Origin of the sequence: Tardiphaga sp. OK245 (assembly GCF_900108575.1) — a bacterium.
Lineage (GTDB): Bacteria > Pseudomonadota > Alphaproteobacteria > Rhizobiales > Xanthobacteraceae > Tardiphaga > Tardiphaga robiniae.
Genome location: NZ_FNWZ01000004.1, coordinates 949,184 through 961,007, shown reverse-complemented (window position 1 = coordinate 961,007; position 11,824 = coordinate 949,184). Strand labels below are relative to the sequence as shown.

Annotated in this window: 8 protein-coding genes; 4 read left to right on the top strand and 4 right to left on the bottom strand. The window is 61.2% G+C overall.

Annotated elements, in window-relative coordinates:
* Positions 1-625: 625 nt before the first annotated feature.
* Positions 626-1,627 (bottom strand): NADP-dependent oxidoreductase, encoded by a 1,002-nt coding sequence (locus BLW80_RS23175; RefSeq protein WP_093759920.1) that lies wholly within the window; start codon positions 1,625-1,627, stop codon positions 626-628.
* Between the two features lie 234 nt (positions 1,628-1,861).
* On the opposite strand from BLW80_RS23175, the gene BLW80_RS23170 reads away from it, so the two are divergent.
* Together BLW80_RS23170 and BLW80_RS23165 are read left to right on the top strand one after the other, a co-directional pair.
* On the top strand, positions 1,862-3,157 hold the full coding sequence (locus BLW80_RS23170; protein ID WP_089266305.1) for a dicarboxylate/amino acid:cation symporter: 1,296 nt from the start codon (positions 1,862-1,864) through the stop codon (positions 3,155-3,157).
* An 8-nt stretch (positions 3,158-3,165) separates the two neighbouring features.
* The gene (locus BLW80_RS23165) at positions 3,166-4,083 is read left to right on the top strand and encodes an amino acid ABC transporter substrate-binding protein (protein WP_093759918.1); all 918 of its coding nucleotides are present in this window, start codon (positions 3,166-3,168) and stop codon (positions 4,081-4,083) included.
* A gap of 178 nt (positions 4,084-4,261) precedes the next feature.
* Here the strand turns inward: BLW80_RS23165 and BLW80_RS23160 are convergent, their stop codons facing one another.
* Both BLW80_RS23160 and BLW80_RS23155 read right to left on the bottom strand, forming a co-directional pair.
* Positions 4,262-5,581, bottom strand: a complete 1,320-nt coding sequence (locus BLW80_RS23160) for a bifunctional folylpolyglutamate synthase/dihydrofolate synthase (protein ID WP_093759916.1) — start codon at positions 5,579-5,581, stop codon at positions 4,262-4,264.
* Positions 5,574-6,581: an ATP-grasp domain-containing protein gene (locus BLW80_RS23155; protein ID WP_093759914.1), complete on the bottom strand. Its 1,008-nt coding sequence runs from the start codon at positions 6,579-6,581 to the stop codon at positions 5,574-5,576. The genes BLW80_RS23160 and BLW80_RS23155 overlap by 8 nt, the downstream gene beginning before the upstream one ends.
* 374 nt (positions 6,582-6,955) lie before the next feature.
* Between BLW80_RS23155 and BLW80_RS23150 the strand changes: the two genes are divergently transcribed.
* Complete coding sequence (locus tag BLW80_RS23150; RefSeq protein ID WP_093759912.1) at positions 6,956-7,729, top strand: ferredoxin--NADP reductase; 774 nt, start codon at positions 6,956-6,958, stop codon at positions 7,727-7,729.
* Between the two features lie 212 nt (positions 7,730-7,941).
* Positions 7,942-9,582 carry an FMN-binding glutamate synthase family protein gene (locus BLW80_RS23145; RefSeq protein ID WP_093759910.1) on the top strand — a complete coding sequence of 547 codons (1,641 nt, stop codon included), beginning with the start codon at positions 7,942-7,944 and terminating at the stop codon, positions 9,580-9,582.
* A gap of 59 nt (positions 9,583-9,641) precedes the next feature.
* Here the strand turns inward: BLW80_RS23145 and BLW80_RS23140 are convergent, their stop codons facing one another.
* Positions 9,642-11,627 (bottom strand): carbohydrate porin, encoded by a 1,986-nt coding sequence (locus BLW80_RS23140; protein WP_244528396.1) that lies wholly within the window; start codon positions 11,625-11,627, stop codon positions 9,642-9,644.
* Positions 11,628-11,824: the final 197 nt, after the last annotated feature.

Genomic DNA, 11,824 nt, shown 5'->3' with positions numbered 1-11,824 from the left:
TGTCTTCGGGCAGGACGGATCTGCGCCAGCACTGCCACTGGCAAGGAGACGGCCGATCTTCGGATAGACAAACCCCTGGACAGTGTGACGGACGACCAAGTCAAAACGCGTTCGGCCAAGTGCTTTGCGGCTACCCTGTCCCTCCGCCCTGGGACATTAATTTTGGTGATGGGACCGTTCGCCATGGCAGATGTGCAAGCAACCGAAAAAACACCGCAGGCGGAACGTCGGGCACTTGCTCGGCGCCTCCGAAAGTCCTGATGCACTCACAATTGCGGAAGACCGCATCGCATCAGGCCCACGGGTGCAACGGGCACCCGGCGTTCCGCACGCCCTCTCACAAGGGGGTGGGAATGCAAGCAACGACGGCGCCCCCGCGCTGCAAATAACAGGGGTGACGACGTATGTCTGAAGCACCGTGGCTGTTTGACATTCACACCCGCAACGACGCGCAGGCGTCAATGGTGTCCCTCCCCCTTTGCGGGGAGGGTCGGCCGATAGGCCGGGGTGGGGGGCCACAAGCGACGCCCTCACGTGGGACACCCCACCCGTCACGTTTGTTCGCTTCGCTCTCAAACGCGCCACCCTCCCCGCTCGCTACGCTCGGGGGAGGGGAAAGGAAGCCCTACACCTTCACCATCCGCTTGCCCCGGTTCTCACCGGCCAGCAGACCGATCAGTGCCTGCGGCGTGTTCTCCAGCCCGTCGATAACGTCTTCCTGGACCTTGAGCTTGCCGGCGGCGACCCAGGACTGCAGATCGGTCAAAGCCTTTTCGCGCTGGTTCATGTAGTCCATCACGATGAAGCCCTGCATGATCAGGCGTTTCACCACGATCAGGCCGGGCACGCCGCGCGGGCCGGTCGCCGAGGGCGCGCCGTCATATTGCGAGATGGCGCCGCAGCAGGCGATGCGGCCGTTGAGATTCATCTGGGCGAGACAAGCCTCGAGAATATCGCCGCCGACATTGTCGAAATAGACGTCGATGCCACCCGGCGCTGCCGCCTTCAGCGCCTTGAACACCGCGCCGTCCTTGTAGTCCACCGCGGCATCGAAGCCGAGTTCTTTGGTCAGCCAGTCGCATTTGTCCTTGCCGCCGGCGATGCCGATCACACGGCAGCCCTTGATCTTGGCAATCTGGCCGACGATGGAGCCGACCGAACCGGCCGCCGCCGAGACGACGACGGTCTCGCCCGCCTTGGGCTTGCCGACGTCCAGCAGGCCGAAATAGGCTGTAAGTCCGGCGATGCCATAGACGCTGAGCAGATGCGTCATCGGCTCCATTGATGGCATCTTGTTGAGATGCTTGGCCGGCACCGCCGCGTAATTCTGCCAGCCGGTGTCGCCGAACACGATGTCACCCGGCTTCAGCGCAGGCGACTTCGACGACACGACTTCGGCGATGCCGCCGCCCGCCATCACCGTATTGGCCTCGACAGCCGCGCGATAGGTCGCGCCGTGCATCCACGCGCGATTGGCCGCATCGAGCGAGATGTATCGCACGCGCAGCAGCGCCTCGCCGTCCTTCGGCTCGGGAATCGGACCCTTTGATAGTTTGAAATGCTCGGGCCCCAATTTTCCTGTGGGCTTTTCGACGAGCAGCACCTGATGATTGACGGTGTCGGTCATGGCCGTTGTCTCCCTGTTTCTTCCTTTGTCGAAACTTGTTGCAGTCACCGCGTACAAAACAATCAGACTGCACAGTTTTTGTAGTTGGCGATGACGCTATGCGGCAGCGCGGCATTCCACAACGGCTATTTGCCGCCTGATGATACCGAAACGGTATGCGGCTGACGAAGCTTGTTGCGCGCTCTGATCAATATGACAGACTGTCGCAGTTGGGAATGTGTAACGGGGGTCGGTATGTCGAACAGGTTTACGCAATACATTCTGATCGCGATGGCGCTGGGCATCGTGATGGGCTCGCTGGTTTTCAACTATTTGCCCGATAGCCGCGGTGAGATCGCGGCCGACGTCAATCTGATCGCCATGTTGTTCCTGCGCCTGATCAAGATGATCATCGCGCCTTTGGTCTTCGCCACGCTGGTCGGCGGCATCGCCCATATGGGCTCGGGCTCCAAGCTCGGCCGCATCTTCGCCAAGACCATGGGCTGGTTCGTCAGCGCCTCCTTCATCTCGCTGCTGCTCGGCCTCGTGATGGTCAACCTGTTGCAGCCCGGCGCGAATTTCCCGGGAACGCTGCCGGCTGCGGGGCAATCGACGGGCCTGCCGGTGTCGGCTTTCTCCATTGAAAAATTCCTGACCCATCTGATCCCGACCTCCATCGCGGACGCCATGGCGCAGAACGAGATCCTGCAGATCGTCATCTTTGCCGTGTTCTTCGCAGTTGCGATGGGCGCCATGCCGGAACGCTCCAAGCCGATGCTGCAACTGATCGATGATCTCGGTCACATCATGCTGAAAGTGACGGGCTATGTGATGCTGTTCGCGCCGCTCGCGGTGTGGGCGGCGATCATGGCGACCGTGTCGAAGAATGGCCTCGGTGTGTTGTGGAAGCTGATCGTCTTCATGGGCGGCTTCTATCTGTCGCTGGCGATCCTGTGGGGTATCCTCGTGGTGGTCGGCTTCATCGTCATCGGGCCGCGCTACAGCCATCTGCTGCGGTTGATCCGCGAACCCTTGATGATTGCGTTTTCCACGGCAAGTTCGGAAGCTGCCTATCCGAAGACGCTGGAAGGTCTTAACCGCTTCGGGGCCTCGTCGCGCATCTCCAGCTTCGTGCTGCCGTTGGGCTATTCGTTCAATCTCGACGGCACGATGATGTACTGCACCTTCGCCAGTATCTTCATCGCGCAAACCTATCACATCGAGATGTCGCTCGGCACGCAGCTCGCGATGCTGGCAACGTTGATGATCACCTCGAAGGGCGTGGCCGGCGTGCCGCGCGCCTCGCTGGTAGTGATCGCGTCGACGCTCAGCCAGTTTAACATTCCCGAAGCGGGCCTGTTGATGATCATGGGTATCGATACGTTCCTCGATATGGGCCGCAGCGCCACCAATGTGATCGGCAACTCGCTGGCCACGGCGGTGGTCGCGAAATGGGAAGGCGAACTCGCGCCCGAACATGAGCTGGGTCCCGACGATGTGGTGCCTGGCGACATGATTCCCGGAGAAATCCCCGCCCTCGGACATGGTTGAGGTGCGTGATGCGCTACTATCTGACCGGTTCGATCACCGGGCTTCTGGCAGCTTTGCTGCTGGCGACGACTGCGCAGGCGCAAGCGCCTGCGGAAGGGCTTAGCCCCACGCTGGCGGCGATCAAGAAGGCGCATGTGGTCAAGCTCGGCTACCGCGAGAGCTCGCCGCCATTCTCGTTCCTCGATCAGGCGGGCCGGCCGATCGGCTACAGTCTCGAACTCTGCGAGGCCATCGTCGAGGATATCGGCATCGAGGTCGACGATCCCCAGCTCAAGATCGAATATGTAAAAGTAACGTCGGACGATCGCATTCCCGCCGTGGTCGACGGCAAGATCGATCTCGAATGCGGCTCGACCACAGCCAATGCCGAACGCCGCAAGCAGGTCGCGTTCTCGCCGCTGATGTTCGTCGCCGGCACCAAGCTGATGGTGCCGAAAACCACCACGGGTACCGCGCCGACCGACTTCAAGGGCAAGACCATCGTCGTCACCAAAGGCACCACTAACGAACAGGCGATGCACGCGGTCGACAAGAAGTTCAATCTCGGTCTCAACATCGTGGTCTCGCCCGATCACGAGCAGAGCTATCAGATGCTGGTCGACGGCAAGGCCGATGCCTTTGCGACGGACGATATCCTGCTGTCGGGTCTGATCGCGCGGCACAAGTCGCAGGACAAATTCCGCGTGGTCGGCGATTACCTGTCCTATGATCCCTACGGCATCATGTTCCGCAAGGGCGAGCCGCAGCTTGCGGCTGTCGTCGAACGTGCGTTTCGCCGGCTCGGCTCTAATCGTGATCTGATCCCGCTCTACAACAAATGGTTCGTCGCCCGCCTGCCGACCGGCGAGCGCGTGGGCGTTTCGATCTCGCCGCAGCTGGAAGAGAGTTTTAAAGTGCTGGACGATTCAGCGGGCGGGACGAATTGAGGCTTAGCGTTCTTCATTAGGTCTGCGGTACTATCAAGTGTCGTCCCCGCGAAGGCGGGGACCCATAACCTCCGAGGCTGAGGTTAGAAACTACCGTAGCCACCGTGCCAAATCTTTTAATCGGCGTGTATGGGTCCCCGCCTTCGCGGGGACGACGGCTGAGAGGTCGCTCAATCTCTCAAAAAAACACCAGATCCTGCGCCTTGCCGCCGCGCAGCACCGTCGCATATTCGATCGCCGCGAACAGTCCACCCGCCACATAGATCTTGCGCGGCACGGCGCGCGCCAGTTGCTGGCTGAGGCGCACCGCGTCTTCCATGGCATTGGCCACATGAATGCGCGCGGCTGGATGGGCCTTGCGCGCTGCAGCGCCGACCACGCGCGCGTCTGCGCCCTTGTGATAGGCGCGGGTGCACACGATCGTATCGAAGACGGGCGCGAGATGCTTGGCGATATCGTCGACATTCTTGTCGCCGGACACGCCGAGCACCAGCAACCAGTTGTCATCGCCATGAATGGCGCGAAGGCTCTTCAGGGCCTGTGCCACGCCATCAGGCGTATGGCCGACATCGATGATGGTCAGGGGATCGCGCTGAACGATCTCGAGCCGTCCTGGCCATCTGGTATCGCGCAGCCCGGTCCGGACCGCGAGATCGATGGCGCTGGTGGTCGCATCCGGATGCATGCGCTGCATCCAGAGAATGAACAGCGCAGCCGCAATGGCGGCGTTGTTGAGCTGGAACTCGCCGGCCAGCATGAGTTCGAGCGCGCGCAGATCGAATGCGCCCAGCCGGCAGTTGAAGGCCTGAGCCTTGGCTGATGCAAAGACGTTACTGATCGTGATCTCGTCGCCGATATGCAGGCCGGTGACGTTGCGGTTGCGATTGTACTCGGCGAGATTGCCGCGCATGGGCAGGCAGTTCTCGCCGTAGACGACGGTGCCGCCCGAAATACAGGCATCGCTCTTGTCGCAGGCGATCAGCTCCAGCGAGTTGCCGAGCAGGTTGACGTGTTCGAGATCGACCGAGGTGACGCAGGTGATGTCGGCGCCGACCAGCCGAACCGGATCGTAGCGTCCGCCGATGCCCGCCTCGAAAACGGCGAATTCGCATTCGGTCTCCTGGAAATACAGGCAGGCCAGCGCGAACTGAGCCTCGAAGGCACCGAAGGTCTCATGCAGCGTGTGCTGCTTGAGATCTGCGATAGCAGTGGCCACGCGCAGGACAAGGGCTTCGAGCAACTCGTCATCGACGGGCACGCCGTCAATCTGGAAGCGCTCGTTGAAGCGATAGAGATGCGGTGACGTGAACAAGCCCGTCCGCAGGCCGAAAGCGCGTCCGATGCTGGCGCAGAATGCCGCTGTGCTGCCCTTGCCGTTGGAGCCGGTGACGACGACGGAATGTTTGCGCAGCCTGACACGGTCGATGGACAGCGCGTCGAGCAGCATCGCCAGCCGGGCGAGGCATAGGCCGTCGCCATATTTGGGCAGGTTAAACATCGAGCAGGCCAATCGCCGTAAATGTATGCCGCCAGATGCGCAGGATCAGATCCTCGCGACCGCTGTCTTCGAGAAAGCGGATCGAGGGATTGGCATTGACCTCGATTACGCGCAAGGCCGCAGCATCTCCGTCGATATCCGTAAACAGGTCGACCGCGCCAGCGCGCAGGCCCAGCGCCATGGCGGCCTGCAGCGCCATCGCAAAGGCAACAGTTTCGTTGCTCGGCGCCGCAAAGCTCATGCTGCCGCCTGCGCTGCGATTCATCCGGCCGGGAATCGCGCGTCGCTCGCCATATGGCAGCACGCGATCGAGGGAGGTGTCGTCGGGACCTGTGGCGGCCGAGGAAATCCCGTGGCGGTCCAGCGCGGACGTCTCCGCGGCGATCAATTGCCTGAGCGTCGCCTTGCCGTCGCCGGTCACAAAGGGCGCCGTCTTCTGCGCGCAATACACGACCTCGTCGTCGAGGATGAACACGCGATATTCCTGGCCGGTATAGATGCGCTGCATCAGGATTGCGTCATAATACTGCGCGACCTGCCTGAGATAGGCCATCAGCGCGTCGCCGCCCACGACAATCTCCGCAAAGTCGCCGCGCGATCCCATCAGCGGTTTGATGAAGGCCCGGTCGCCGAGTTCGGCGAAATGCCAGACGGCGTCAGCATGTTCGTGACCGGGCGGGCGATGGGCGCGATAACGCTCATGCAGGAAGAAGTATTTCCCGCCCAAAGTCGGGACGCCGGCGCGCTCCATCAGCACATTGGCGAAATACTTGTCATTCGCCAGCGTCGCAGCCGTGGCGTTGTTCTGCGGAAAGAACGAGCCGCGTCCGGCGCCGAAGGATGCGCTCCTGCCGTTGTGGCCGACGGTAAAGATCAGGCCCGTTCCGCCATCGACGTCGGCGAAATCCAGCCCGAACTGGCGGCAAGCGTATTCGGCATAGATCGACTGGTCGGGATAGGATGGGGGCTTTCCGCCCCGGATGTCGCGAAGGGATGTCATCAAGGACCAGGCCGACGATTGAACGAAAAGCCGCCTGCGACGACTTTAACGAGGTGGCCGGAAACTACCGGATCGGGATCGGGTGATCCAGCCGGATACCATTAACGGCGTCCGGCAAGAAACTGAACGAAACCTCCCATATCGGGTAATTTAATGTCGTGGCCAGATGGGCTGCTGCTGCATGGGTAACCTGCTTTGGAAATTAATCGACCGCCTCCCTCAGTCCGCAATTGCACTTCATGGCTTCTTTGACTAATTGTCATTCGCAGCTGCGAGAACCAAAATTAGCCAATAGCCGCAATGGTTTCTCGGCATCGTGACGCGGCAAACAATGGACTTGTTCTAAAAAAGCCCGCACTGGAAAATCAGATCTCATGAGCGCCTTTCACAGAGAGAAAGTTCTTTCCGTCCAGCATTGGACCGATACACTTTTCAGCTTCAAAGCCACCCGCGACACCTCGTTCCGCTTCCAGAACGGCCAGTTCGCCATGATCGGCCTGGAAATCGATGGCAAGCCGCTGCTGCGCGCCTATTCGATGGCCAGCGCGAACCACGAGGAAGAGCTGGAATTCTTCAGCATCAAGGTGCCGGACGGTCCGCTGACCTCGCGCCTGCAGAAGATCAAGGAAGGCGACACCATCCTGGTCGGTCGCAAGGCAGTCGGCACGCTGATCACCGACAATCTTTTGCCCGGCAAGCGCCTGCTGATGCTCTCCACCGGCACCGGCCTCGCGCCGTTCGCCAGCCTGATCAAGGACCCGGACGTCTATGAGCGCTACGAGCATGTGGTGCTCGTGCATGGCTGCCGTCAGGTTTCCGAACTCGCTTACGGCGAGCGCCTGGTCGCCAAGCTGGCCGAGGACGAGCTGTTCGGCGAGCTGATGAAGGACAAGTTCACCTATTACCCGACGGTCACTCGCGAGCCGTTCCGCAACCGCGGCCGGATCACGGACCTGATCGCGTCGTCGCAGCTGTTCAACGACATCGGCCAGGGCCCGCTTTCGATCGAGACCGACCGCATCATGCTGTGCGGCAGCCCGAGCATGCTCGAAGATCTCAAGATCATGTTCGAAGAGCGCGATTTCATCGAAGGCAGCGGCTCGAAGCCGGGCCACTTCGTGATCGAGAAGGCGTTCGTCGAGCGCTAAGGCAGCCCGAGACTATCAAAATTCACTGCACTGCAAAACCCGCGCTCCGGCGCGGGTTTTGTCGTCTGGGGCCCTCGCTTTTTGCAACGATTCATTGAGCGTGGCGCGATAGATTAGGCATTCTGGCGCGATGCTCTGCGGCAACGCGCTTGTGATGTTTGCGTCATCGGGTCTGTGTAACGCTAGCGCCATTCATGTCAGGCAGGATTTTTATGGAAACGTTGATGCTTCCCCTCTCGCCGCGCTTCATCGTTTTGACGATCTGCAGTGTCGCCACCTTGCTGCTGGTCGGCATTGGCATTCACGACCCGAAAGTCATCCCTCTCGTTGTCATCCCGGTCATCGTCTTCGGCGGCCTGACCATGCTCGGCATTCACGACGTGCTGCAGAAGGATCATGCGGTTCTGCGCAACTATCCGATCTCGGCGCATATCCGCTTCCTGCTCGAAGAAATCCGTCCGGAGATGCGGCAGTATTTCTTCGAGAGCGAGAAGGATGGCATGCCGTTCAGCCGCGACACGCGCGCGGTGGTCTATCAGCGCGCCAAGATGGTGCTCGACAAGCGTCCCTTCGGCACCCAGAAGAACGTCTACGAAGAGGGTTATGAGTGGATGCACCATTCGGTCGCGCCGCGGCCGCATGCGACTGAGCAGTTCCGCATCACCATCGGCGGCCCGGATTGCCTCAAGCCCTATTCGGCCTCGGTACTGAACATCTCGGCTATGAGCTTTGGTGCACTCAGCCCCAATGCGATTCGCGCGCTGAATGCCGGCGCCAAGCGTGGTGAGTTCGCGCATGACACTGGAGAAGGCGGCGTCAGTCCGTATCATCAAGAGAACGGCGGCGACCTGATCTGGGAGGTTGGCTCCGGCTATTTTGGTTGCCGCACGCGTGATGGCAACTTCGATCCCGACGCCTTCGCGAAGCTTGCCGTCAACGATCAGATCAAGATGGTCGAGCTTAAGATCAGCCAGGGCGCAAAGCCCGGCCATGGTGGCGTGTTGCCGGCGGCAAAAGTGTCGGAAGAGATCTCGCGCATCCGCGGCGTCGCCATGGGCGAGGACTGCATCTCGCCGGCCTATCACAAGGCGTTTTCAACGCCGATCGAGATGATGGAATTCATCGACAAGATGCGCCGTCTGTCCGGCGGCAAGCCCGCCGGCTTCAAGCTGTGCATCGGCCATCCCTGGGAATTCCTCGCGATCTGCAAGGCGATGCTGCAGACCGGCATCTATCCGGATTTCATTGTGGTCGATGGCAATGAAGGCGGCACGGGCGCGGCGCCGCTGGAGTTCATGGATCATCTGGGCATGCCGATGCGCGAGGGCGTCAACTTCGTGCACAATGCGCTGATCGGCATCGGCGCGCGTGACCGCATCAAGATTGGCGCCTCCGGCAAGATCGCGACGGCCTTCGATATCGCCCGCGCGATGGCGCTCGGCGCCGACTGGTGCAATTCGGCGCGGGGCTTCATGTTCGCACTGGGCTGCATCCAGTCACTGAGCTGCCACACCGATCGTTGTCCCACAGGAGTCACGACGCAGGACCCCACGCGCAATCGCGCGCTCGCCGTGCCGCAGAAGACCGATCGCGTTTACAACTATCACGAGGCGACGTTGCATGCGCTGGCTGAGCTGATCGCGGCAGCCGGGCTCGCTCATCCGCAGGATATTCGCCCGATCCATTTCTCGCACCGCGCCTCCAGTACCGACGTCCTGTCCTTCACGCGGATGTATCCGGCGCTGCGCCACAATGAGCTGGTCGATGGCACCGGCGACAAGCGTTTTCGCGATGCATGGGAGATGGCGCAAGCAAGCTCGTTCCTGCCGGCGGCCCTGGAACGTTCGGCCTAGATCTCGTAGCCCGGATATCGCTGCACTCATCCGGGCTACAAACGGCGCAGGATGTGTGGTCAGAACTCGCCGTGCAATCGGCCAGAGAAGATCGAGACCGGTCCGCGATCCTTGTTGTAGGCAGGGTTCGCAATCAGCTGGTAGTCGGCCGTGAGGGTGAAGTTCTTGTCGATGGCATAGGCGTAATAGGTTTCGAGAATGCGCTCGGTGCCGTAATTCAGCCGTCCGTCGCCGATCAGCAATCCGTTGCCGCCAGCGGCGAGGAAGTCGCGATGCGCAGCGGACAGGCCGTTGATCGCGCCGCCAAGGCCGATCGTGTCATTGGCGCGGCCCCAATGGCTACCCTTGATCGAGACGCCGGCAGAGACGCTGCGGTCGATATCGGTGAAGGACAGGATCTCGTTCTGGCCATCGTTCCAGCTGACGCGGCCGAAGATGCCGACGTCAGTGGCAACCTGCTGCTCACCGTTGACGTAGAAGCCGTATTTATCGCTGGCGCGGCGGATCGAGGACATCACGTCGTTGATATCCAGCGTGGGATCATTGGCCTCGATCGCCAGCGCGCCGCGATAGCTGCCGGTATTGCCGCGATTGATGAAGGCACCGACGCGCAACTTGCCGGGCTGGTCGAAGATCTGGTGACGCTCCTCGAATTCGACGACCGCGCCGCCAGTCTTGAACGTTAGGACGTCGTTGTTAGGCTGCGCCGGCACCTGAAACAGGCCGGCTCGGATCGCCCAGTCCTTGCGGTTCAGTTCAACGATGGCGCCGCGGGTGAAGCCCGGCAGGTCGGCTGGAAAGTCGTAAGCGGCCGATGACCACATTGCCCAGTTCATGAAGTCGGCGCGCGGATCCTTGGCGTAGGAATTGCCATCGAAGAAATCACCCACCGCGAAGCGTCCGACCGTGAGCGTGATGCGGTCGATATCGCGCTTGCCTGCCAATTGATTGGCGGCGTCGGGGACGTCTTCCTGCTCGCCGCCGAGGCCAAGCGTCTGGCGGAAGTAATAGCGCTGCATCCGAAAGCGCGGAAACGGCGCGCCGCCCTTTTGCGCCTCGCCATTGGGGAAGCCGGCGAGGCCGAGCGTGGAGTTGAGACCGAAGCCCTGCGCCAGCTCGGGATTGAGATAGAGCTCACCGCCCTGCCACAGTCGCCAGCCGAGGAACGCCGTCGTCGTAAAGGTCTCGCGCCCTTGGCCGCCGCCAGGAAGGCTGTTGGTGCCTTCATAGGGCGAGCGAATCCGCGGATAGGCGGATGCGATGAAAGTGGTCTGGGCGTGAACGTTCCAGTCTGTCGATTCCGGCAGCACAGTCTTGCCGGTGATGGGAGCTGACGGCAACCATGGCGGCGTGTCCCACAGCCGATAATTCAAGCCGACTTTGACGGTGTGAATATTCGGATCAACGCTCACATTCGGCAGTCCGGCATTGCCGAGGTCATAGGTCTGCCGCATCAAATCGAGATAGGCGTATTCGGCCTTCGCGGTCCAGTTGCCGCCAACGGCAAATTCGACGCCTGCGCCCGCGGTCCAGCCGAAATGATCGCGACTCGCGGAGGCGATGAGATCGCCGTCGGCATCGTTGAGATTGAGTTTGGTGCGTCCCCACGCCACGCCGCCGGTGACGTAAGGCATCAGCGCGCCGAAGGCGTAGCCGATGCGGCCGCGTGCGGTTGCAAAATAGTCGAAGGTCGTATGGAAAGGCGCCGGCATCAACCGCGCTGCGTCCTGCGGACTGCTGAACGTGGCGTCGGCCTCGAAGCCCAGCACGACGTTGTTGCTGAGCTGCCTGTTGTAGCCGATCTGGTAGCCACCGATCAGGCCAGTCGGCGAAGGCGGCAGGAAAACGCCCTGCGCGGGCAGCGCATTGCTGCCGGGACCAAAGCTGCCGCCGCCATAGCCGATGTGACCGCCGAGATAAAACCCGGTCCAGTCGTAAACCAGGCGGGGCGCTTTCAGCGCCAAGCCGGGCGGAATATCGGCCGCTATCGCAGAGCCATCGAACGCCAATGCGCCCAGCGCAAAACCGGCCAAAACGCGCTTCACGACAATACTCGCGATCGGTCGGGGTACTTCATGCGGCCGTCATTTCTCGCTTTAGGTCGCCGCCGATCATGCGACGAACCGTTTGATATTCCACAAAAATAGTCGATTCGCCCATAACAGTGGGGGTGTGTCGAAGGTCGTCATGAGACAAAACGAAACAGAACGAGCAACCCGTCGATTCTCGGACTATAATTGCA